We start from the raw sequence: 23,419 nt of genomic DNA, 5'->3' as shown, positions 1-23,419 counted from the left end.
GTCCCCGCGACGCCGGCGACCGTCGTACTCCAGGGGGAGAACACGATGCTGCACCACGCTCCGGAACAGCCTGCCACCTCTAAACGGACCACCGCCCCCGACCCCACGGACCACCCGTCCGCCAGCAACGTCCTCGTGCTCGACGCCGGCGAGACCGCCGCGCTCGTCGAGGCGGCTCGCGCCCTCACCGCCGACCCCGCGACTGAGCCGGAGCGCTTCTGCCGGCAGGCGCGCCACGCCGCGTTCGCTGTGCCTACCCGCGTCCGGGACCGGCTCGCGTCCTTCTCCTGGGGCGAGGTGACGGACGGCCACCTGCTCATCGGCGGGCTGCCGCTGCCCGGGCACTTGCCCGCCACCCCTCAGGACAACCGCGGATGCGTGGCGGGGACCACCACGACCGGCCGCGCCCAGGCACTGCTCAACGAGTGCGTCGGCCACTCCCTGGCCTACGAGGCGGAGGGGTATGGCCGGATCTTCCAGGACATGGTGCCCAGCCGCGCGCTGGCGACGTCGCAGACCAGCCAGAGTTCGGCCGCGGAGCTGGAACTCCACACCGAGCAGGCGTTCAGCCCGCTGCGCCCGGATTGGATAAGCCTGGCTTGCATACGCGGCGCACCCGACGCGCTCACCTACCTGCTGCCGGCGCGGACGCTGTGCGCGGCCTTGGGCCCCGACGAGCGCGCGGCGCTGCGCGAGGAGAAGTGGACGACGACTGTGGACGAGTCGTTCCTGACCGGGGGCCACGCCCTCGCGCTCGGCGGTCGGCGCGGCCCGATGCCGATCCTGCACGGCAGCTCCGACGACCCGTTCGTCGTCTTCGACCACGACCTCATGCGCGGCACCACGCCGGCCGCCGAGGCCCTGCGCCGACGCATCCAGGAGATCTACCACTGCCGCCGCCTGGGCCTGGCGCTGCGGCCCGGCCAGATGTTGCTGGTGGACAACCACCGTGCGGTGCACGGCAGGTCGGTCTTCGCCGCGCGCTTCGACGGGACGGACCGCTTCGTCAGCCGCAGCTTCGTGACTGCCGACCCCGCCCGCACCCGCCACGCCCGGCCAGGCAACAGCCGTGTAGTGGCCGCCGCGTTCTCCTGACGCGGCGCAGGCGGGCCGCTCGGCCCGTCGGCGGCACGACCCGAACCCGCCCGACCCCCTCGCCTCAAGGAAACCGTGTCCTCCATGAACAGCTCCACCCGCATCCTCTTCCCCGCCCGCCGCACGGAGGCGACCGTCACCGTGCTCCACGTCCAGCGGATGCCACCGGCGCCCACCGACCCGGAGGCGTCAGCGCCGCGAGGCGCTCAGGAGCCGCGCCCCTGGCTCGTGATCACCGACCGGACGCCCTTCCACCCCCTGGACCACGCCTGGCCCGACCAGCCCGGCGACACCGGGCAGTTGCTGGCCAGCGCAGACACCTTGCCGGTGCTGGACTGCCTGACCGCCGCGCGCGCCGACGGCGGCCCGGTGCACGTGGACACTGCGATCCCGGTGCGCCGCGGCGCGGAGGGGCACTGCTGGTACGCCGCCCATGTGCTGGACGCGGCGCTGGACGAGGGGCGGGCTCACGCACTGGTGGGCACCCAGGTCGAGCTGCGGGTGAACGCCCGCCGGCGGCGTGCGCTGAGCGCCGCCCACAGCGCCTGCCACCTGGTCGGAATCGCCCTCAACGCGGCCCTGCGCGATCGGTGGCGCAAGCCGGTGGACACCGACGGACTGGGTCGGCCCAACTTCGACAGCCTGGCCATCTCCTCCTCGCGGCTGACGGAGTTCGGTAGCACCGACATCCACCGGCTGGGCTCCTCGCTGCGCCGTCGCGGCTTCGTCGCCGACGGCCTGGCCGAGCGTCTCCCGGCGATCCGCGAACAGGTCGCCGCCACCCTCGCAGGATGGCTGGCCCTCGACGCGCCCATCTCGCTGTACGCGCACGGCGACCGGCTGGAGGACCGCCGCAGCTGGGAGTGCACGCTTCCCGAGGGCACCCACCGCACCTGGTGCGGCGGCACCCACCCGGAGCGGACGGGCGAGGTCGCGGTCGACGCCGTCGCCCTGTCGCTCGCCGAGGACGGCCGCAGCCTCACCGTGACGACCAGCACCCGGCCGCGGAACGCGAAACCGTGACGATAGCCGACCCGGCGTGGGCCCGGGCGCGGGTGTGCTGCGCGCAGTGGCAGGAGCTGTACGAGTCGGCCTTCGCGCAGATGGAGGATACGCTGTCCGCCGCCCGGGTGCGGCTGCTGGCCGCGCAGCACGCGCACGACCTCGGGCGCACCGCCGCAGTGGTGGCACGGTGGCGGACGCTGTTGGAGGAGCAGATACAGGACCTGCCAGGGCACTTCCCGCGGGCACCGGCCGCCGGTTGCCCGGCCGACTGCGCCAACACCCTGTGCGACGGTGCCGGTTCCGCCACCGGAGCCACGAACACCACGGTCACAAGCACCGCTTCCGCGGCCGCCGCCCGGCAGTGCGCCGAAGCTCTGGAGTCGGCCACCGCCGGGTTGCCGCCGGAGGCGGCCGCGGACTGCTGGTACTGGACGCCAGCCAACGCCGAGTCCGTCCTCGTCGACGCCGGGGCGGGGGTCGTTGCGCACCGGCTCGGCGTCCGCGCACAGGTGTGCCGACGCCCCGGGGAGGCGGCGGACTGGTGGCGATGCGCCGCGGCGAGCCGCCACCCGTCGGCCGTCTTCGAACTAGCCGTGCGGGCCCGCGCCTGCAACCACCGCGGGGAGGCGCACCGCTGGTGGGAGCGGGCGGCAGCAGACGGCGCAGGTCCGCCCTTCTCGGTGGCGCCGGACGTACTGCGGCTGCCATGAGAGCGGGGTGAGCGCAGGGCCGCGCATTCCGGGCGCAGAGGGGGACAGGAACGGTCTATCCTGATGGACCCTTACAAACCCGTCTCCTTCGTACCGGCGGACCGTCATGACGACCTTCTCCCCCCTCCGCTGGCACCACCGGGCGGCCACCGCTCCCCGTGGACGCGCGGCGTGACGGCCGCGCAGGCGCCGGGCGGCCCCCTGCCACCGGATCCGCGCAGGATCGCCACACGGCAGGACTTCGGCCGGGAGCTGACGCTGCTGCGGCTGTCGGCCCGGTTGAGCGTGCGGCAACTGGCCAAAGCCAGCGGGATGCCGGCGAGCACACTGGGGGGCTACCTGTCCGGCACCAACCTCCCCGGCCTGACCCCTGAGGACCAGATGCAGCGCATCCTGCAGGCGGCGGGAGTCACGGGGGAGGGGAGGATACGCGCGTGGGAGGAGGCGTACTGGCGGGTGAAGGGCACCGTGGCGGGCCCCGTCGAGGGCGCGGGACAGCCGCCCGGCGGGCCCGGGGCCGTCGTCGCCGCCGGCGCCGCACGGTGGGGGGTGTCGACCCGGCCGCCCTTCGCCCGGCTGGACCGCGAGCCAACGCTGCGCGGACGGGAGGAGCTGGCCGCACGCCTGCGCTCCGCGGCGGTAGGCCCGCGCAGGCCCGCCGAGCCGGGCGTCCACGTGCTCCACGGGCTCGGCGGCTGCGGCAAGAGCTCGGTAGCGCTCAGCGCGGCCCGCGAGGCTGCGTCCCTGGGCTTGCGCACCTGGTGGGTGGCCGCGGACGACCCCGCCACGGTGACAGCGGGCATGATCGCGCTGGCCCTGGAACTGGGCGCCTCCTCGGACGAGTTACGCCTAGGCAGCCTTCCCGATGTGCTGGCCAGGCTGCTGGCGGCCGCCAGCGGGCAGTGGCTGCTCATCCTCGACAACGCCGACGACCCGCCCACCTCGCTAGCCCTGCCCGGGCACGGGGTCGCCGACGGCAACGGCTGGCTGACCGCGCCGCCGGACCACGGCACCGTCGTCGTCACCACCCGCGACGGCTCCCCCACCACGTGGGGCCGTCGCACGCCCCCCTGGCTACAGCTGCACCGGATGGCCGGCCTCGACGCGAAAGCGGGGGCGGCGGTACTGCACGAACTCGCCGGCCCCCGGGCCGGCACGCTCGCGGAGGCCGCAGCGCTCTCCCAGCGGCTCGGCGGGCTGCCCCTCGCGCTGGCCACCGCAGGGCGCTACCTGGCCGAGGCGCGAGAGATACCCGCCGGCCTCGCCACCCCCGGCCTGCCGCGCGACTTCGCCGCCTACCACGACGCGCTGACGCAGGAGCAGAGCGGCGACCTGCTCGCCGCGGCGCCCGACGAGGCCCCGTCCGCGCGCCGCCCACGCACCACCGTGGCCCGCACCTGGGAGCTGTCCCTGGATCTCCTCGAAGACCGCGGCCTCGTCCTGGCCCGGCCGATGCTGCGGCTGCTGGCCTGCTTCGGCCCCGGGCCCGTGCCCTACGGGCTACTGCTGCGCGCCGACCTGCTGGCCGCCTCGCCGCTGCTGACGGAAGCGCCGGTCCGCAGCGCATGGGACGCGGTGCGCGGGCTGGACGGGCTCGGGCTGGTCGACGTGGCGGGCGGTTCCGACCCGCCACTGCTCACGCTGCACTCCCTCGTCCGGGACACGACACGGCAGTCGGCCGCCTTCCGCAGCCAACTGGGCGAGCACCTCACGCTGACGACCGCGCTGCTGGAGGCCGCGGTGGCGACCGCCGACCCCAAATCCCCGTCCGACTGGGAGCAGTGGGCGCCGCTCGCCGACCACTGCGCGGCGCCGCTGGAACTACTCGGCGCCCCGGCAGCAGACCAGCAGGCGAAGCCGCGCGCCGCGGCGGCGCTGCACCTCGCCCGCCGGGCCGCGTCGTTCCTGCGGGCGGCCGGCCACCTTGCCCGCGCCGAATCGGCCTACCTGCGGGCGTTGGACGCCGCGGACGGGCGGCTGCCTGCCGACGGCCCGCTCGCCCTCGGGCTGCGGCACGACCTCGCACGGGTCCGCCTCGACCGGGGCCGGCTCGCCGACGCCGAGCGAGACTTCCGCGACGTCCTGCGCGACCGCCGCGCGAGCCTGGGGCCCGAGGCCCCCGACACCCTCACCTCCCAGCACTACCTGGCCCGCACCCTGCGCGAGGCAGGCCGCTTCGACGAGGCGGGCACCCTGTCACAGGCCACGCTAGAGGTGCGAGAGCGCATGCTCGGCGAGCTGCACCCCGACACGCTCACCAGCCGCAACGGCGTCGCAGACCAGCTACGGCGTACCGGCCAGCTACCACAGGCGCGGGCCGCGTACGAGCAGGTGCTCGCCCTGCGCACGCAGGTGCTCGGCGCGCGACACACCGCGGCGCTGGTCACCCGGCACCACCTGGCCGACGTACTGCGCGCGATGGAGGAGCCGGCGGCGGCGGAGCGGGAGTTGCGCCGGCTGGCGGTGCTCAGCGGGGAGATCCGCGGCGAGGAGCACCCAAGGACCCTGGCCGTACGCCACTCGCTTGTCGAGGTGCTGCACGACCTCGGCGCGCTCGGCGAGGCCGAGGAGCTGTGCCGGGCGCTGGTCGCCGCCCGCACCGTGGCCCTCGGCGCCGCACACGGCGCGACGCTGCTAAGCCGGCACCGGCTCGGGCTGGTCCTGCTGGACCGGGGCGCTGTGACGCAGGCGCAGGAGGAACTGGCGGCCGTCCTCGCGGACCGGACGCGCCTGCTCGGATCGGACCACCCGCAGACGATCCGGTCGCGGGAAACCCTGGAGGCGGTGCGCCGGCGTCGATCGGAGGGCCGCGGGAAGCAGAGGATCTCGGATGGCTGAGGGCTTGATCGACGAAGAGTTACGGAAAGGGCTTCCCCCAGCCGTCGCCACTGCGCTCGCGCACTGGGCGGCCGACAACGACCACCACTACGGCTTCGACCGCTGGCTCGTCAACGGCCGCAGCGGCGCCCAGGTCGCCCTCGTCCGCGAGAGCGACCGCCTCCGCGGCACCGTACGCCGACTGCTGATGAAAGTGGACTCCGCGAAGGAGGAGTCCTTCGGCCCGATCGAGTTCACGCGCCACCGCCGCGCCCGCGCCGACGCCGAGGACTTCGCGGCGCGGCACCTGTCGCATCCAGTCCACGGCCCAGTGCGCGTCGACGGCACGACATGGATCACCTTCCAGACCATCGCCGGCGAGACCTTCGACGACGTGCAGGTCCTGACCGTCCTGCTGCGCCGGATGCTGGACCAGGCACCCGCCGCACCGGGCCTGCCCGTCTACCCGCCCCGGGCCGTCACCGACTGCTGCGTGGAGGTCGTACGCGCGGTGCTCGCCGAGTGGGCCGTGCACCCCTGGCTAGATCCGGACGCGGAGCCGCTGAGCGTCGGGGGGTTCCTGGCGGAGTTCGTGCCCGGCCACCTCGCGCAGGGCGGCCGACTGCACGAGGCCGCCCGGCGGCACCAAGGCGAGCAGATCGTCCTGGACGACGAGCCAGGCCCGTTGCCTAACCCCTTCGCCGCCGCCCAGGGCGGCTGCTTCTCCGCCGCGCCGCTCATCCGGCCGCTGCGCGGCAGGTGCCACGGCGACCTGCACACCGACAACACGCTGGTGCGCGCCGCCCCGCTGCTCGACCTGGGCGATTTCTACCTGATCGACAACGCCCACTACCGCAAGGACGGCCTGCTGGCCCGCGATCCGGTGCACCTAGTCCTCTACGTCGTGGCCCGGACCCTCGACACCGTCTCGGCGGCAGGGAGGTCGGCACTGATCGACCTGCTGCTCGACCCGCGCGACGGCCCCGCAGCCCTCGTACCCGGCTGGCTCGGCGACCTCGTCACCGGCGTGGAACGCGTCGGCTCGGCATGGGTAGAGCCCTCCGGCCTGGTCCCGGAGTGGCGGCAGCAGACGCTGCTTTCGCTGGCCGGGTGCGCGCTGGTGTTCCTGGGCCGCGCCTCTGTGCCCGAGGCAGACAAACCCTGGTTCCTGCGGCTGGCCGCGCGGGCCCTCCAGCAGTTCGCGGAGCGCAACCCCGGCTCCCTGCGCAGCGGCGGACCCGCCCCCACAGATCCCGGCGTCGCCGCCACCGGGTGGATAGCCGCGCTATGCCTGGACCTGCCGGCGGCCGCGGCGGAGGCCGCGCGGCAGGGCGAGGCGCGGACGGCGGAACTGGAGGAACTACGCGACGCCGCGCTGAGCGGCCTGGACCGCACCGAGGCCTACCGGGAGTTCGTCCGCTCCCTCGGCGGCCCCGACCCGGACCCGCGCTACGGCACCCGGGGCACCGAGGGCCGGCCCGAGGCCCACGAGGCGTTCGTCTGCCCGCTCGGGGCGTGCGCACGGCGCGAGCGGCGCGAGCCCGGAGAGGCGCGGCCCTCGTGCCACCTGGGCCGCGACGGGGCCGAGCCGCTGCTCAGCACGCTCGGCTGACGCGGTGTGGGCCTACGGCGAGCAGTACGGCGGCTGGCGGGACTTCGCCGCACCAGAGCTGTTGCTGTGGACGGCGGCGGCCGTCTACGTGGTCGCCGTCCGGCACCCAATCGGCGGTTGGGGCCTGCCGGACGGCCCGGTGGGGTGGCTGCGGGCCGGGTGCCTGGTCGGCGGCACCGCGACGGCGGCGGTCCAGGCCCGGCGGATCCTCTCCCGGCACGTCGCCGCAGTCCTCCTAGGGCGACGTCACGAGCGCCTGCTGCGCCCGCTGCTGCGGCGGCGCCTGCGCCAATGGGAGGAGGCGCACCGGCTGGCCGGGCGGGAAGGGCCGGAGGGCGACCGCCACGCAGCCGAGCGCAACCGGATCGCCCTGGCCCGTCCGCGGTCGCCGACGTGGATGGGCGACCGGGTGCTCGCCGTCGAGAGCCGGGTGCGCGGCGAGTACGGCCTTGACCTGCCGTCCGCTTGGCCCCGGTTTTGGCTGCTGCTCCCGGACGGGACGCGAGCGGCCCTTCGGGCCGCCGAGCGCGACTGGCGGTCTGCGGTGGACGCAGCAGCCTGGGCGTTGTTGTTCGCGGTGCTCGCCTTAGCGTGGTGGCCGCTGTCAGCGCTGGCTGTGTTGGGCGCGGCGGCCGCCGCGGGCCGTGCCAGGGCGGCCGTCGAGACCGCCACCGACCTGGTGGAGGCTGCGGTCGATCTGTACGCGCGGGATCTCGCCCACGGCCTGGGCGTCGCCCCGGAGGCGGGCGAGGTCACCCCGGCGGTGGGGCGCCTGCTCAACACACGCTTCCGCAAGGGAGGTTGACACGGCGGCTGCCGGGCACGGTGCCGGCAGGCCGCCGCCTTTCCCCCGATGCGCGGCCTGCAGCAGCCCGGTTCGCAGGCTCCCGCCCGACGGGTCGGCCTCCACCAGCGCGCTGCTGCGCGGCGAGGCCAGGCGGGACACGCCCACCCCGCACAGATCTTGCCGACCCCGGCATGCATCCTGCACCTATCCTGCCGGCGTCAAATTGCAGTCCGCCGACCCGGCTGGGCACTTCTGCCTACTCCTGCGACGAGCCAGCCTGTTGCTTGTAGGCGCTCAGCGCGACAAGTCCGCCAGGCTAAGGAGCAGATGTGCTGACTCTGGGTAATTAATGTCCGAGTGAGCTCCAGCGAAGCTCAAACGGCCACGTCGAAAGAGCCAACTGGCGTCTACGTTTACTATCCGATGGTCGAGATCTTCCATTGCGTAGGCACGATTTAGCGGCAGCAATTGGATGCGGTGTACGTCGGTTGGAGCACGCCTGGCGCCTGCGAACCCGATTCCTGCACTGCCCTCAGCCTGCCGATGCCAGATGCCGGTCGCACGGTCATATCGTGAGTGCGTGAGCACGATGGGTCCGCATAGAGGAGCCCAGCGGTCACGCCCAGGTCCCGGGAGAAGAGCTGGAAATATCTCTTCAAGCGCGTCACGTGGCGCAGCCATCTGGAAGACAAGCAAGCTATCCACGGTAAACGGCCTTTGTGGGTCAGTTCCCACGCTCCAGCTGAGCAAATCAGCCGATTTCTGACTGGCAGCCCATTGAACAGCCTCGCATAGAAACCGACCACCGAAAGAATGGCCGCACAAGTGCAGGAACTGTCCGAAGCGGTTCTTGAGCAGGTGCGAACCGGGTGTAATACGGTTCTGATCCAGGTAACCGAGTAGATGACTGATAACGTACGCTGCCTGTCCTTGCCCCTCAGCCCCCATCTCATGAGCTCGATCCCGTATGCGCCGGTATCCAGACAGCGAGGAACGGCTAGAGGAAGGCCAGCGGACCGACACGAGCCACGGCCGGAAGCCGTCCCGCGACAGGTCCAAGTAATAGTCCGGGCGTGCCGCTCGTTGCTGCAATGCCTGGCCCAGCAGCAGCTGCGCCTGCCGCGTTGCTGCGTCAGGGAGAGTTCGCCACCCATGGACATGCACGTAGATGTCCGTCGCCCAATGAGGGATCGGGAGATTGTGGCGAAGGTATTCCGGAACGCGATTTCCAGAAACCGGTTGACCGCCCTCCTCGCTTAGAAGCATGCCACGCTCATTCAAGTCGACTGTCGCTGCCGGAACACCTTTCTCCATAACTAGATCCTCACTTCCCAGCGTGCAGCGACAATCGACTATCCAGCCCGCAGTGTAGAGAGTAGGTCAACGCCAGGGGATTTCGGTAAGTCTCGGCAAAGTGTCGGGCAAGCTCCCGGACAATCGCCCCTGCCGTGGACGAGCCCGCCAAATATCTGCCAATGAACTCATGGGCATAGTGGGCACCGAAGAGTTTAGGAATTTCAATTTGAGGACCGAGGACACCTTCCGCCCCACTCCGTATGAACACTCCACCAATATGCTCAAATTCCACTGAATCCGCAACCAGACCGGCAAAGCAAGCATTGAGCATCACAAAAGGACGAAAGATCCCTTGCTGTCCATCGGTACGGGCCTCGGTCCGCAACCTATTAACCAATTCCCCGTCAATTCCCATAGAATCGCTGAGCCGGATCACAAGGTGAGGCTGCGGTGCGCCTTCAAAACTCCCATGGCACCAAAAATACATTAGGTCTTCGTCGACATTAGGCGATTGCAAAGCTCTAATCAGTTCATCGCTCTGAGTGCGCTCTGTCAGATCCGTAGATAGGAGTAGCGTCCGCACTCTGGCAGCTCCTTCGACCGTGTTAAGCTGCATGTCTACATTCAGACTTGTGGCTGCTTGAGCGTGGGCGATAAGCACTGGCGCTACGCTTGGATAACAGTCGGCTGTCTGGTCGATCTGATGTCGATACCCGAGGAAACGGGCAAAATGGTCGTCAGTTTTCTCTGGGAAAGAGGCCAATGCCATCATCGGCCACGGTAGGTAGACGTCGGAATTGAACCTAACGCGCAAATTTTCATCCCGCAATGCTTCTATTAGATCCCGGCGGAGGATAGTCAAGCGTGGATGGTCCCCGTCAAGGAGTTGCTGTAGCAGATAGTTGCCTTCATCGGCGAGGTCTTTGATTACAGGGAGCAGCTCATCTTCGGGGTAGGCTGTCAGGTCCACCGATTTCTGGAAAGGGGTGACCTCCATCGGCATGCCGTCCTGGTATCGCTCATGATTCAAGAACCGCTCTTTCCAGATTTCGCGCAAGCGATTTGCTTTGCGATGAATTACTGTGCCAGAATTCTTCAATGGAGCCTGGTGTATGCCAGATTTCAAGGAAGGGACCTTCGGGCCGAACATACTGATGTTCATGGGGCCAGCCCCGGCGGTGATGTTGACTACTACATCCGGGTGGGCGTAAGAGGGGCCGGGCAGACTGGTATAACCGTTGCTCGGATCCTGGGGAACCTCCGGCGGAATCTCACGTGACATGACAGCTATTCTCCATCATTTTCATCCGTTGCTCTCACATCGAATGTCGCCTCAACCTCTTGAAGTACAACGCCAAACTCGCGCTCGTACACGGTGAATCGCAAACAGTGTCTGCCTGCTCGCTGGGTGATAAATGTGAATTCGGCGGCGCCTCCGGAGGGGGTAGCGTCATAAAGGAGCGCAGTAGGGGAAATGTTGCCGATATTCCGAGAGGATGCGATCAGTAGCAACCTGCCTGGTCCGTTATCTCCAGCCCAGGGGTGCCCTTCCGGCACATCAAGGTGGAAGTGGAATCGCGCGAGCTCTCCTGACAGCAGCTCATCGTCCAAGGAGATCACTTTCGCCACACATCGCGGAATCTCTGTGGGATCAGGCGCGTGGACACTTTGAGTCTCTTGCAGCGCTTCGGTGTGCGCCACGGACGGCTCGGTGACCGCCGGACGGCGATGGCCGTCGGACCCGCGACTGGTTGAAGGGCTTTCAGTTGCGCCGCTACCTTGCGTGCGGGCGCCTGCATGGGCTGGCAAACGGGTCTCACGTTGTACCGGCTTGCGACCGCGGCCGCCACGCTCGCCACCACGGCCACCACCACGGGCCGGACGGTCGCTGCTGCCACCGGCACCGCCACGGGCTGGGCGGTTATCCGCACGGGCAGCGGCGTTCTCGGCGCGGACCTCGGCGATGTTCTTGACGTCGCCCTTGTAGATCCAGACCTTCACACCGATACGGCCGAAGGTCGTCTTGGCCTCGAAGAAGCCGTAGTCCACGTTCGCGCGGAGCGTGTGCAGGGGCACACGGCCCTCGCGGTAGAACTCTGAGCGGGACATCTCGGCGCCGCCGAGACGGCCACCGCACTGGATCTTGATGCCCTTGGCGCCGGCCTTCATCGCCGACTGCATGCTCTTACGCATGGCCCGACGGAAGGAGACGCGGGAGGAGAGCTGCTCGGCGACGGCCTGGGCAACCAGCTGAGCGTCGGTCTCGGGGTTCTTGACCTCGAGGATGTTCAGCTGGACCTGCTTGCCCGTGAGCTTCTCGAGGTCACCGCGGATGCGGTCGGCCTCGGCGCCACGGCGGCCGATGACGATGCCCGGACGAGCGGTGTGGATGTCCACACGCACACGGTCACGGGTGCGCTCGATCTCCACCTTCGAGATGCCGGCGCGCTCCATGCCGGACGTCATCATCCGACGGATGGCGACGTCTTCCTTGACGTAGTCCTTGTACAGCTTGTCGGCGTACCAGCGGGACTTGAAGTCCGTGGTGATGCCGAGCCGGAACCCATGCGGGTTAACCTTCTGGCCCACTACCGGATCCCCTTCGTGGAGGCGACGATCACGGTCTTGCGGCTTCTGCTCACCGTCAGGGTGGCTCGCACAACCATTGTCCCTCGAAACGCCCCACCACGCCCGGCGAGACAGGGCCATCGGCGGGCGCGCCGGTAGCACTCCAATGCCCAGGTGGTCTGGCTCGACTGCGGCGGTTGCGGCCGGACCGACAGGTGCGCCGCGATCGGACGGGTGGCCTAACGAGCGCCAAAAGTTGGTCAGTTGCGGCACAAAGATCGCGGCCTGGCGGCCTGAGCTCCGACGTCACGGCCTTGGTTCCGGGAGCTGTCCGGGATTGATTTCGCTGATCTCTACCTCAGTGCATCCGGCGTCTTCGAGCTCCTTCTGGCGTCCGACGGCGCTGGGCTTGTCGTAGCTAACGGTGGAGGATCGATGGACGCCGTCGGGGGCGGTCCAGGTGAGGCCGAAGTTCTTCATGGTGATCGCTACGGGGGTCGTCCTTTTTGGCGGTGCTGACAACACGTCCGTAGAAAAGGCTCCCCGGCAGAATCCGTCATCGGCAGCCCAGGCCCGGTGGGCGACGCCGTCCCAGCTGTTGGGGTCGTGCTTCAAACGGGATGCAGCGGCGTCCAGGAGATATGCCCGCACTGCATCCTCGCCGGCGCGCTCCAGTTGGTCCTGAAGGCTTTGTTTGATGCTCTTCAGGGTTCGGTTGGCTTGCACGCTGTAGCGCTTGGCGAGCTCAAAGAGTGCAAAATGATGGTGGACCCGGGACGTGAGTGTTTCATCCCAGTCTGGTGGTGCCGCGACAAAGTACGTCAGTTGTCCCTGATGGTTCGGAACGATCTCGGCGTCGAGCCAGCCCTCGGTGTCGATCTGGTCGAGGTATGGGTGCAGCGGAGTGGTTTCAGCGCTGCTCGGGCTCACTTGGCCCTTGGCGTAGTTGCACCTTTCGCAGATCGGTACGAGGTTGAGCGGATCAACACATAAGGCCGGGAACTTAATCTTCGGCATGACGTGATCGAGTTGTGCTACTTCCCCGTGCCCGCACATGGGGCAGCGTTCGTCCTCGGGCGCGTCCATGATCTGGTCGTAGATGTCACGACCACCAGCCGAGCACATGCCGTTCTTGTACGCCCACTTCACGAAATCCCCGGGCGCGATTCCGGGTGTCCTAAAGGCGCCGGGATCAAGCTCGTGCAGCGTCCGGGTTTCAGCTGCCGTACGGAATCGCAGGCCAGCCTGCTCCACCTTGTCAGCCACCCCAAGCAAGAGCGCGCGCCGCTCTAGCATCTGCGTAACGGAAACCGATCGGACATACGAGTCCCGGGCAGTGATCACCGGTGGATCAAGATGCCACATCAGGCGTCGTCGCCCTCAGCTTCCTTTGTTGCAAGAAGGATCCGAACGAGTCCTCGCGCCTCGCCTCCGAGCTGATCATGGAAGCGAGCCAGGACTTCGTCGTAGCTGTCCAGGTCAGCAACAGCCTTTTCGATCTCAGCGTAGAAGCCAGACTCCATCACCTCGAGGCCGAAGATCTCATGGGTGAGGACGCCGACGTTCTCTCCGTAGGTCTCGATGCTGGGACGTCGGGCGCGCCGCCGTTCGCCGCTGCGGATCAGCTTGTAAACGCAGGCGCGCGGAACCTCCTGGAGGACCACTGGGGAATGGGTGGCGACCACGGCGACGCCATTGCGCTCAGACAGGAGATTGGACAACGCCCGTACGAACGCGGAGAGCAGCGGTGGGTGCAGATGAGCCTCGGGCTCATCGATAAGGACCAAGGACTGCTCGGCCACCATCTGCACGAGGCGCGCGAGAGTGAGGAGCACGATGGCGTGGCCTGCGCTCAGCTGTGAAAACTCGTGTGCCAGGTATTGTATTTTTCTCTCGTCGATCACCGCCGGGAATTTCGGGTCGCTGTCGACGAGATCGCTGGTGAGGAATTCCGGGAGGTGTCTGTCCTGGTGGAGCATGCTCACGCATTCACGCCAGCGGGCGAAGCGGCCTGCGGCGGCGATCTCCGACAGGCTGTCGAGGAACTCCTTGGTCAGCTGCCCCCGCTCCTTGGGACGGGGTCCCTCTGCGGTTTCATCGACGAGTCCTACGTAGGTGTACCCGGGGCCCGCTGACGTGAGGTCACGGAATGCATCGAAGGCGCTGAAGGAGACGGACAGCACGTTGACGAAGGGCTCCCCAGCAGGGGCCGTGCTCGTGGGTAGGTACTCGATGCGCCCAAATCCCTGCTGATCCTGGTGCTGCGGTCGTAGCGCGAGCCACGCGAGCTCCCTCAGCATCGAGGTCTTGCCAACACCGTTGCGTCCGATCAGGACATGGATGTTGCTGGGCGGTGCGGAGTTGGGCTCGACCTCGAAGGTGAGCGATTTCCGCGGGCGGTCGGCTGGCCCGGGCTGAGCGCTGGCTGTCGGAAAGTGATAGTGGAATCGGAACTCGGTCAGCCGGGCGCCCCCGGTGGCAATGCGGTGGTACTGGTTGCGTACGGTCTTCGGATCGATGCCGCGAAGGAGTGACGTTCTCACGACGTGGTGCTCCTGGGCCTCGGCGAAGCGGTCCAGACTGAAGGCGATGTCCCACAACCCGACGAGGATCTGTTCTCGCACCTCGTCACCGAGCTTCCGGATGCCCTCGTAGTAGAGGTCGTCCTGTCCCAGCGAATACCAATCGATCGCCCCGGCTCGGGGGATCTCGTCCTCGTACTCTCCCGGTGCCAGGGCGCTCGGCCCGGTCTCCTGGTCGCCGCGGGCAATCTTGAATCTGCCCAGCTTGTACGGTCGTAGTCCTTCCGGGCAATACCACAAGTCGTATGACGTGCGGTAGCCGTAGTCGTTCCAACTGTCGGGTACGAGCACAGCGCCGGGATGCTCTTGCGCCGACACGGATCTCCGGTCGGGCTGCACAATGAACCGCACACGAACTCCAAGATGCACTGACTGATCGGGTGTCGCCCCGAGGCGAGCAAGTGGACTGGGACCAGTATGAGGACCGGCCCGCAGAGGTTTGCAGATTCCCAGGTTCAAGGAGCCCGAGAACTCCGACGCACGAGACCCGCGATGAAGCTCAGCACCTCCGGCCGGAGGGGCGCGTCGAAGGCTGGGTGCCCCAGGCGCCCGGGCCGTCAGCCGCCGTTGTCGGCCACGTTTGGGTCGGGGGCGAGTATTGGGGGACGGATGGCGTGATCGCCGAGGCGGTGGCGGGCGCGGTCGGCGGCCGCCTCGACGGATCGGGCCCGCCCGTCGCCCGGGTCGAGGGTGAGTTGGTGGTAGGCGGTGTCGTCCGGCAAGAGCTGCTCGGCGCGCAGCATGTAGGACCGCACCCTGGCCCGTTCCAGCGCCAGTGCCTGGAGTATGTCGAGTGCCACAGCCGCCAGGGCGGGGGAGTGGGCGGTTGGTTCTGGCAGGGTCCGAGAGCGTGTGGAGGTGGAGCGGTCGGCGTACCGGACGGTGAGGTGAGGTGCCGGCAGACCTGGTGGGCGTCGCGCAGCCGCATCCCGATCTGCTCGGCGAGGGACAGCACGGCCCGGTGGTGGGCGGCCGGGTCGAGACAGTCTCGTTCGAGGAGGCAGTCGGCGGTGAGGCGCTCGGCGGGGGACGCGGGCGCCCACACCGTCTTCCACTCCGGGCTGCAGGCCGTAGCGTCTTCGAGGGTGACGAAGATGATGCGTTTGCCGCTGGCGATCGGCGGGGTCTGGGTCGAGGCGCGGACCCCTGCGACGAGGACCTGCTGCCCGGCGCGTAGACCGGACGGGTGGGCGGAGTCCGTTGCGCCGATCTCCCGCAGCAGTCGGTGGTGGTGCTCCATCAGGTGCACCGAGACGTCGATGCCCAGGGTGTCGAGCTCGGCGTTCAGAGCATCGCGGCCGGTCATGGCGGGCAGGCCGGATGGTTCGGTGCCGCCGATGGCGCCCGCGGCCAGCGGAAGTTGTCCGTCGGTGGTCCAGTGCGCCGATCTGGGCGAGCCGGTCGGCCAGCGGGCGGCTGGGGCGGGCGCGCTGCCAGAAGTCCGACAGGGAGTTGTAGGGCTGGGCGGCCTCGATGCGGGCGGCTTCGTCGCCGCTGATGCCGCGGACCCCGGCCAGGGCAAGGCGTACCCCCACTGGTCCCCGGCGGCCTTCTCCACAATTTGCGTGGAGCACGAAACGGCTGTCCTCCACCCGATCGCCCTCTGGCCGGCCTGGCAGGAGCTCACCAAACCCGAGACCTGCGGACTCACCGGGCCGAGCGCGTGGCACCGCGACCACCACGGACCCTGCATGAACGTACTGCGCAACGCGCGCGCCGTTTCGCCGTGCACGAAGGGAGAAGCGCCAGATCGACCACCGGCTCCCCAGCAGGGTGCGCAGCGCCTGGTAACAAACCGAGGGCGCTTGACCAGAGGCGATGACCGCAGTGCGAGGGGTCGGCGCCCCGACTGGCGTCAGCTCGCCGACGGGGAGGGCCATGCCAGCGGGTGACCGTGGACGCCGGTCAGGTGCGCGTGGTCCAGGTTCGCGTCGGTGAGGTTCGCGCCTGTGAGGTTTGCGTCGGTCAGGTCCGTGGCGACCAGGAACGCGCCGGTCAGGTCCGCGCCGAGCAGGAGTGCCCCGTTCAGGTCCGCCCCGGTCAGGTCCGCTCCGTGCAAATCCGCGCGAGTCAGGCTCGCGCCGCCCAGGTTCGCACGGTCCAGGTCCGCGCGGGTTAGGTTCGCGCCGGTCAGGTCCGCGTTGGCAAGCACTGCGTGCGTCAGGTCCGCGCCTACTAGGACCGCGCTGGGCAGGTCCGCACTGTGCAAGTCCGCTCCCGCCAAGTTCGTGCCGTGCAAGTCCACGACCACGCCCTTCGCCAACGGGACGGCGAGGATGCCCAAGGCGGCGGCGATGTCGTTCGCTGGGGAGGGGGATCCCTTCGTGGTGTGTCCCGTCTTGGGGGCGTGGCTGCGGATGTAGGCGGCGAGGACCTGCACCACGGTGGGGGCGTCACGGGGGGAGTCCTGGGCACTGCGTTGCAGCGCGTACATGCCGCTGATTCGTACCTCTTCGGCCGCGTCGCCCAGGTTCGTGACCGCAGCGGTGTAGCGGTCGGTGGCCTGCCCATCACGGGTGAGGTGCTGCTCACCACTGGCCTGCCGGACCGTCACCAGGGCTGCTCCGGCCGCCACCAGCGTGGAGACGCTCACCAGCAGCGCGACCGAGCGCTCCAGCCGTGTCCACCAACGGCTCCCTCCTGTCCCGCCCGCGGACCTCGGGGTGTCGGCCGTCGGCTGCGGGCTGGTCCCGCCCGCGGGAGCCGAGGTGGGGGGACTGGGCTGCGGTTGCGTGGACGCGCCCGGGGGCTGCAGGGTCGGGCCGGAACTGGGACCGGCTGCCGGGGCCGGAGCCGCGGCCGGGGCCGGTTGTTGACGCTGGCGGAGCCGGTCGGTGATGCGGCGTAATTGCGCGATGCGTGCCCCGCGCCCGGGGCTCTGCCTGGTCATGAGGGCACTCCAGCACCCGCGTGGTCGGCACGGGCCGGGTTCGGGCGATACGTGACGGCTTTGGGACGTAAAGCCCTCCACTTGCGGGTGCGGCCGCGCCCTTCGCGCAAGAGGCTGGAGATATGCCAGTGCTCGCGAACCAGGAGAGTGCCGACCATGCCCGGCCGTAGGAAGCAGCCCGTAGCGCCCCCCAGCGCCTTCGATGTCGATGCCGCCGTCGACGAGCTGTACGTCACCGATCCGGACGCTTTCGTGTCCCGGCGCAGCGAACTGGCGGGCGAGGCGAAGGCCGCCGGGGACGCGGCTGGCGCACGGCGGCTGCGCGGCCTGCGTCGGCCGACTCTGGCGGCGTGGGCAAGCAATCTCCTGGTCCGCGACGACCCCGACCAAGTCAGGCAATTTCGCGAGCTGGGGGAGTCACTCCGCGCAGCCCACCGCACCCTCGACAGGGAGCAGATGCGGGACCTGTCGACTCAGCAGGGCCGTGTGATCACCGCGCTTGCCGGGCAGGCCGCCCGCCTGGCCGCCGCGGCGGGCCACCGGATCAGCGACTCCGCCCAGCAAGAAGTCGCCACCACGCTGCGGGCGGCACAGCCGACCCGGACGTAGGCCGCCGAACAGTGGGCCACAGGCCGCCTGAGCGGTGCGCTCAGTGCCCCGACCGGGATCATCACCTCCCTCGCGTCCGCCACGCCCCCACCAGCAGCTCGGGACCGCAGCGAGCCCGCAGACCCCGGCGCGGAGAAGCGGCAGGCGCGCATCGAGCGTGCCCGGCAGGCGGTCGAGGATGCCGAACGCCTGCTGGATGAGCGCCGGGCGGACCAGGCCAGTGCCGCAGCAGAGGAGGACCAGCCGTCAGCCGAGGCGAGCGGGCCCGTCAGCGGGTCGAGGACGCCGAGCGAGAGCTGAAGGAGGCCCGCGAGGAGCGCAAGGCTGTAGACCGCGAGGTCAGGCAGGCGCAGTCCCGGCGCCGCGGCGCCGAGGAAGCCCTGGCGTCCGCTGAACGCGCGCACGCGAAGGCCGCCCGGCAGGTTGAACGGCTCGAAAACGAATCCGCTTAGCCCCGACACGCTCCGGCCGGCCAGGAAGGGCCGGGGGCCGCCTCGGTTCACCTGGTCAGCGCAGCCGCATTGCCTCGACCTGGGCGTGCCGGGTGGCGCCTGCCAGCACTTCGACCGTCACGCCGACTGGGGCCGTAGCGTAGGGCTCACCTGTATCCACCCTCACGGGCGAACCGGCCTTGACTGTCCGCAGGCGGTCGGCGACCTGCCGCGCCAATCCGGCGCCCAAGCCACGTGAGGACGGCGCTGCCGTCGGGCAGTCGGACCGCAATAGCCCGGGGCGGGCTGGCGGCCCCGCGTAGGGCACGGACCTGGGCGGGGTCTCCGTTCACTGTCGGGCTGCTGCAGCCTCACCGATCTTGTCCAGTACCAAATCGCGGATGGGGGGCGGCATCACTCCGGGCTCTGCGAGAAGGTTCCACTGGCAGCCGGGCATGAGGTTGTCGAGCATCACGAACGCCTGGCACTGAGAGGGCGGAATGAGAGATTAAGTCCATTCTGTCGTCGCCTGAACGTGTGGCCTTACTGCCTCCGGCAGGTCGCGGGGATGGCGCCGTGCTGAGGTGACTGCGTGAGTGACCGCAAGCCCTACAAGAGCGACTTATCCGACGAACGCTGGGCGCTGATCGAGCCGGTGATCACCTCGTGGAAGGTCCAGCATCCCTCGGTCAGCGGCCACGAGGGCCGCTACGAGATGCGGGAGATCGTCAACGCCCTGCTCTACCAGTCCCGGACCGGCTGCCAGTGGGACTACCTCCCGCACGACCTACCACCCGCCGGCGCGGTGAAGTACTACTTCTATACCTGGCGCAATGAGGGCACCGACCAGGTCATTCACGACTTGCTGCGCTGGCAGGTCCGCGAGAAGAGGGGCCGATTGGCCGACCCCAGCCTGGTGGTGCTCGACACCCAGAGTCTGCACGCGGCGGCCGGTGTGCCGGCCGAGACGACGGGACGCGACGCGGCGAAGAAAGTGCCCGGCCGCAAGCGGGGACTCGCCGTGGACGTGCTTGGCCTGGTGATCGCCGTGGTGGTGCTGGCCGCCTCCGTCCATGACAACGCCTTCGGCACCGCTCTGCTGGACAAGGTCGCAGCAGGCAGTGGGGGCACCGTGACGAAGGCACTGGTGGACCAGGGGTTCAAGAAGACCGTCGTGGACCACGGTCGGCAGGTGGGCATCGACGTCGAAGTCGTCGAGCGCAACCCGGCCGAGACCGGGTTCGTCCCGCAGCCGATCCGCTGGCGGGTGGAGCAGACGAACGGGACCTTGATGCTGCACCGGCGGCTGGTACGCGACTACGAGCACCGCCCCGCCTCGGCCGAGTCCCGGGTGTACTGGGCGATAAGCGATGTGATGGGCCGTCGGCTCACCGGTAGCGCGACGTCATGGCGCGGCGCATGACCAGCGGGGACCTGACCCTGGGGGCGGTGGTGGTACGTCTGGAGGAGCGAGAGCGGGAGATCGCCGCGCAGGCCGAAGAGACCCGCGAGCAGATCACGCGGCTCACCGCTGTGCTGGCCGAGCTCGGTCGGGCTGCCGAGGAGGTGCGGAGCACCCGCAAGACACTGCTGGAGCTGCCCGACCCGGCCCCGCCCGCGCCGTCGGCGTCCGCCGCCGAGCTGCCGGAAGGGGCGGCCTACCAGGAAATCATGGTGGTGTTCGCCCAGGCAGACGGTCCGCTGCGAGCGCGGGGCGTGTGCGAGGCGATGGACCTGGACCCGGCCCCGAACAACATCAACAACGTCCGTTTGAAGCTCAAGCGCCTGGCCGGGCGCAACATCCTGGCCGAGACCGAACCCGGCCTGTTCGCCCTGCCACGACCGTATCCGTCCGTCAAACAGCCCTGACCAGCTCGCCTACTCGAGGTCTGAGCTCGAATCGGCCGATGGCTCAAGGCCCGTAGCCTCGGACGACGTGGCCTTGATGCTCCCCGGAGCCCAGCCGAGGACTTCCTCGAACCTGCGGGCAACCGTCGGAGTGGGCAGGTCCCCACGGTCGCGTTCGAAGGTCCGAATGGTCGCGTGACTCAGCCAGGTACGTCGTGCGAGCTCGCGCTCCGAGATACCTTCGGCTTCACGGAACTCGACGAGGGCTCGCGCCAGCCGTGCCGATTCCTCACTCATGACGGCAGTATGCCGCTGAGTCCTGGCTGCGACAGCCTTCTGTCTCGATCCCAGGCCGCGAGAGCAGCGGGAGGCCCGCGGACTGCCCTGCTCTGCAGGTCAATCCCGCGACAGAGAGAAATCCGGCAAATCTGTACGTACCGCCCTCTGAAAGAGCAGCATCAGTGCCGAGAATGCGGTTTTCGTTGGCGGGGATACGGGGTCACGCACGGCATCGATGACGCTGAGGCCGGAGAGCAGAAGTCTTCCGCGTAGCCACTGCGTAACGGCCTCGCCGAGGTCGTTGGCATCCAGTTCCGCCTCAACTCGCCTGCACAAGTCCAGCGCCCACAGACGCGTTTCGTGTGCTGCGCGCCATCCCGCCGCAAGGTCGCTCAGCGGCATGGTGTCGGCCAGCGCAGTCAGCAGGTCCCGGGCGTCGCGGTCAGGCAGGATCTTCAGCGACATATCGTCGCCGAGGACCGTGTCGGAGAGTTCTGGTGCATCCTCGTGGGTGGTCTCCACCAGCGAGGCGAACGGGTGAGCCGTCATACCCGGACTCATGGCTCGCATGAGCGCGCCGATGTCCTGAAGCGGGATGGAGCCGCCGAGAGTAGCTGTTACGGCGGTCAAGGTGGCGTCCTGCGAGGTGAACCTTGGCGGGTCGTCGTTGCGGTCCAGCCCTGTTATCTCTGGGGGCAGGTTGCCGAGGATGCGAGCGATCCTGTCGTCGATGCGCCGGACGCGGGCGGGCACCAGGACAACGCGGTGGGTGGAGTCCGCCAGGGTGTTGGACAGCTCGTTCAGCCGGTCGTCCAGGTCAATGACGGTGCCTGTGGGAACCTCCTCGCCTGGGATGGGGCTGGTGTCCACGCTGCCGCGGAAGGCCGCCCGGACCGTTGTCTCCGGTACTGGGAGGCCCTGGGCGAACAAGAGCAGCGCCAGGTCCGACGGACGTTTGCCCCCGTGCGAGAGGGGCGAGAGCGACGACCAGCTCGAAGCTCTCGGGCGGCGCGGTGGATGTGCTGCCCCGGCCCCGGCCGAGGCCACCGCCGGGGATGTTCCCCGGAAGGAGACCAGCCCGCCGCCAGACCGTGAGCTGCTTGACGGTGACGGTGAAACCATGCCGTTCTGCGTAATCGATGAGCTGCTGGTCGGCTGCGCTGGGGGTCTTGCTGGAAGCCATGGCGAGACGTTACCGAAGCTGGCGAGCGGGGAGGCGGGTTTTAGAGGCCTCCCATCTTCGGCGGGTCGTGTCGGTAGGCGAGCGGTGAACTGGTGGAGAGGCGGCCGACAGGTGGCCGCCCTCCGGAGTCACGGTGGTGCTCTTGCGAAGTGGCCCTGAAAAGGCACCAGTTCGGCGTTGCGGCCAACGTGCTGCGGTCACAGTGACGCAGACCACCGGAGCCATGCTGCGGGGCCTACCGCCCCTGCTCTGCCTACAAGGAAGTTGCCTACATGTCCACGGATCCGACTCACCCGCAATCCAGCGACTCTTTGGACCTGCGGATGGCGGTGGTTCTGCTCGTCTTGGTGATGGGACTCTTGATCACCGGCGCTGCTATGTACCTCGCTCTGGTCCATCCGACTCTCGCTCAGCCTCTTGGCGTTGGCGCTGCCATTTCGAGTGCTCACGCCAGTCTCATCGGCCTCGTAGCCCGAGCTATCCGGCGATGAAGGAGTCGCAACCCTCTCGGGCAGGCCCCCATGGGCCAGCCGCCCCGGACCGGGCATTCCCCCTGTGCTGAGGCTGGGCGGCATGAACCGTGGCCGTTCCGGTAGCGTACGGTCGTCGGTCCAGAATGGAGTGGCCGACGAGCCCCCCGGGTTCTCTTCGAGAGAAGAAAACGGATTAACAGCCGGGGGGCGCCATCTGATCTGCCGGACTCCACCGCATAAATCCCGCCGCCTTCCAGCCCGGAACTTGCGTACGCTGGATACATGAGCGACAAGCACGACGTCCACTCCGCCGCGCGGATCAGCGCCACACTCAGAACTCTTCTGGCCGGATTCCGGCAAGGCGGAGACAAAGCTGTCCCGGTTCTTATCGCTGAACACGACGGCGGGGAGCCGACCGCTGTCCTGCTGCCCTACGACCTGTTCCAGCAGTTGATTCAGCATCTTGACGACGAAGAGGAACACGCCCTCGCAGAACTCGTCGATGAGCGGCTTCCTCAAGCCCCTGTCCCCGGCCAAGGGTTGGACACGGATGCTCTCGCGCGGATCGTGGAGGCCGGCCAGGCCGAAGCCTCCGTCAAACCGGCTCAGCCGGGCACCGACGCGCGAGAGCACTGACGAGAAGGCAAGGGGGGCCATGGCGCCGAACGATCGCTACCGGGGAGACCACCTGCCGCTCGTCGGTGCCGACATTCTCAACCTGCCAAGCCTGCAACTCCAGAAGATCGCGCTGACCCGCATCGCGCAGTTGGCGAGCGGCGAAATCAACGGCAAGCCGCTCACGCGGGACCTGCGCGGATGCTTCAAACTGTACTTCGATGAGCAGGAGAACGACGTCGGGCGCCGGTTGAACCGCCCGGCTCCCGGATACCGCATCGTCTACCGGCTCCTGCCGCCCGTCGAAGATCCTCCCGACCGTGATACCCGGCCACCTCTTCAGGTTCTCGCGGTCGGACCACGCGCCCGTCAGGACGCCTACGAGCGAGCTGCGGCGCGCATGGCCCGACCGGAAGTACAGCCGGAGGCCGAGCAGCCATCGCCAAGATCCACCGGACCGGATCAAAGGCGCGGTCGACCACAATCCGAGGCAGAGCAGCTCCGCCAGGCCCCGAGGCCCCAGCAACACCGTCCGCTCTGAGCACACGGGGCGTACCGGTCCGCTCACCCCAGCATCATCGGTGCGCCTTCCTGACTGGCCGCTCGAATCAGATCCTCT

General features: G+C 68.9%; 17 protein-coding genes and 3 pseudogenes. 11 read left to right on the top strand and 9 right to left on the bottom strand.

What is annotated here, in order from left to right:
- The first annotated feature begins 45 nt into the window (after positions 1-45).
- The 6 genes from AB0M29_RS35095 to AB0M29_RS35070 all read left to right on the top strand — a co-directional run bounded on the left by AB0M29_RS35095 (position 46) and on the right by AB0M29_RS35070 (position 8,044).
- Entirely contained in the window at positions 46-1,095 is a 1,050-nt protein-coding gene (locus AB0M29_RS35095; protein ID WP_365390355.1) for a TauD/TfdA family dioxygenase, read from the top strand.
- Between the two features lie 84 nt (positions 1,096-1,179).
- Complete coding sequence (locus AB0M29_RS35090) at positions 1,180-2,118, top strand: metal-dependent hydrolase (RefSeq protein WP_365390354.1); 939 nt, start codon at positions 1,180-1,182, stop codon at positions 2,116-2,118.
- Positions 2,115-2,810, top strand: a complete 696-nt coding sequence (locus AB0M29_RS35085; RefSeq protein WP_365390353.1) for a hypothetical protein — start codon at positions 2,115-2,117, stop codon at positions 2,808-2,810. The genes AB0M29_RS35090 and AB0M29_RS35085 overlap by 4 nt, the downstream gene beginning before the upstream one ends.
- Before the next feature lie 63 nt (positions 2,811-2,873).
- Positions 2,874-5,648 carry a tetratricopeptide repeat protein gene (locus AB0M29_RS35080; RefSeq protein ID WP_365390352.1) on the top strand — a complete coding sequence of 925 codons (2,775 nt, stop codon included), beginning with the start codon at positions 2,874-2,876 and terminating at the stop codon, positions 5,646-5,648.
- Positions 5,641-7,239, top strand: coding sequence for a hypothetical protein (locus AB0M29_RS35075; protein ID WP_365390349.1), 1,599 nt, complete (start codon positions 5,641-5,643; stop codon positions 7,237-7,239). Before AB0M29_RS35080 ends, AB0M29_RS35075 begins: the two co-directional genes overlap by 8 nt.
- Positions 7,240-7,243: 4 nt before the next feature.
- Positions 7,244-8,044, top strand: a complete 801-nt coding sequence (locus tag AB0M29_RS35070) for a hypothetical protein (protein ID WP_365390347.1) — start codon at positions 7,244-7,246, stop codon at positions 8,042-8,044.
- 1,306 nt (positions 8,045-9,350) lie between these two features.
- On the opposite strand, the gene AB0M29_RS35065 is transcribed toward AB0M29_RS35070, so the two are convergent.
- The 7 genes and pseudogenes from AB0M29_RS35065 to AB0M29_RS35035 form a co-directional block, all read right to left on the bottom strand.
- Positions 9,351-10,604 carry a CHAT domain-containing protein gene (locus AB0M29_RS35065; RefSeq protein WP_365390345.1) on the bottom strand — a complete coding sequence of 418 codons (1,254 nt, stop codon included), beginning with the start codon at positions 10,602-10,604 and terminating at the stop codon, positions 9,351-9,353.
- 539 nt (positions 10,605-11,143) lie between these two features.
- A pseudogene (gene rpsC, locus AB0M29_RS35060) lies at positions 11,144-11,911 on the bottom strand (30S ribosomal protein S3); the annotation flags it as partial.
- A 285-nt stretch (positions 11,912-12,196) separates the two neighbouring features.
- Positions 12,197-13,156, bottom strand: a complete 960-nt coding sequence (locus AB0M29_RS35055; RefSeq protein WP_365390343.1) for an HNH endonuclease signature motif containing protein — start codon at positions 13,154-13,156, stop codon at positions 12,197-12,199.
- A 98-nt stretch (positions 13,157-13,254) separates the two neighbouring features.
- Positions 13,255-14,823, bottom strand: a complete 1,569-nt coding sequence (locus AB0M29_RS35050) for an AAA family ATPase (RefSeq protein ID WP_365390341.1) — start codon at positions 14,821-14,823, stop codon at positions 13,255-13,257.
- Between the two features lie 206 nt (positions 14,824-15,029).
- Positions 15,030-15,302 (bottom strand): annotated as a pseudogene (locus tag AB0M29_RS35045) (hypothetical protein); the annotation flags it as partial.
- A gap of 245 nt (positions 15,303-15,547) precedes the next feature.
- Positions 15,548-16,004, bottom strand: a pseudogene (locus AB0M29_RS35040) (DNA polymerase III subunit alpha); the annotation flags it as partial.
- Positions 16,005-16,327: 323 nt separating this feature from the next.
- Entirely contained in the window at positions 16,328-17,362 is a 1,035-nt protein-coding gene (locus AB0M29_RS35035; protein ID WP_365390338.1) for a pentapeptide repeat-containing protein, read from the bottom strand.
- Positions 17,363-17,518: 156 nt separating this feature from the next.
- Between AB0M29_RS35035 and AB0M29_RS35030 the strand changes: the two genes are divergently transcribed.
- The 3 genes from AB0M29_RS35030 (at position 17,519) to AB0M29_RS35020 (ending at position 20,271) form a co-directional block, all read left to right on the top strand.
- Positions 17,519-17,971, top strand: a complete 453-nt coding sequence (locus AB0M29_RS35030) for a hypothetical protein (RefSeq protein WP_365390335.1) — start codon at positions 17,519-17,521, stop codon at positions 17,969-17,971.
- Between the two features lie 1,023 nt (positions 17,972-18,994).
- Positions 18,995-19,825 (top strand): IS5 family transposase, encoded by an 831-nt coding sequence (locus AB0M29_RS35025; protein WP_365390334.1) that lies wholly within the window; start codon positions 18,995-18,997, stop codon positions 19,823-19,825.
- On the top strand, positions 19,810-20,271 hold the full coding sequence (locus tag AB0M29_RS35020; protein WP_365390332.1) for a hypothetical protein: 462 nt from the start codon (positions 19,810-19,812) through the stop codon (positions 20,269-20,271). The genes AB0M29_RS35025 and AB0M29_RS35020 overlap by 16 nt, the downstream gene beginning before the upstream one ends.
- A gap of 9 nt (positions 20,272-20,280) precedes the next feature.
- Here AB0M29_RS35020 and AB0M29_RS35015 read toward each other — a convergent pair whose 3' ends face one another.
- A complete protein-coding gene (locus AB0M29_RS35015) occupies positions 20,281-20,547 on the bottom strand; it encodes a helix-turn-helix transcriptional regulator (RefSeq protein ID WP_365390329.1) in 267 nt (88 codons plus the stop codon).
- 99 nt (positions 20,548-20,646) lie between these two features.
- Complete coding sequence (locus AB0M29_RS35010; protein WP_365390327.1) at positions 20,647-21,399, bottom strand: hypothetical protein; 753 nt, start codon at positions 21,397-21,399, stop codon at positions 20,647-20,649.
- A 1,068-nt stretch (positions 21,400-22,467) separates the two neighbouring features.
- On the opposite strand from AB0M29_RS35010, the gene AB0M29_RS35005 reads away from it, so the two are divergent.
- Together AB0M29_RS35005 and AB0M29_RS35000 are read left to right on the top strand one after the other, a co-directional pair.
- On the top strand, positions 22,468-22,821 hold the full coding sequence (locus AB0M29_RS35005) for a hypothetical protein (protein WP_365390325.1): 354 nt from the start codon (positions 22,468-22,470) through the stop codon (positions 22,819-22,821).
- A gap of 19 nt (positions 22,822-22,840) precedes the next feature.
- Positions 22,841-23,341, top strand: a complete 501-nt coding sequence (locus tag AB0M29_RS35000; RefSeq protein WP_365390322.1) for a hypothetical protein — start codon at positions 22,841-22,843, stop codon at positions 23,339-23,341.
- Positions 23,342-23,419 lie beyond the last annotated feature (78 nt).

It is taken from the genome of Streptomyces sp. NPDC051976, assembly GCF_040680795.1.
In the GTDB taxonomy this organism is placed as follows: Bacteria; Actinomycetota; Actinomycetes; order Streptomycetales; family Streptomycetaceae; genus Actinacidiphila.
This window is presented reverse-complemented; position numbering and strand designations above follow the sequence as displayed.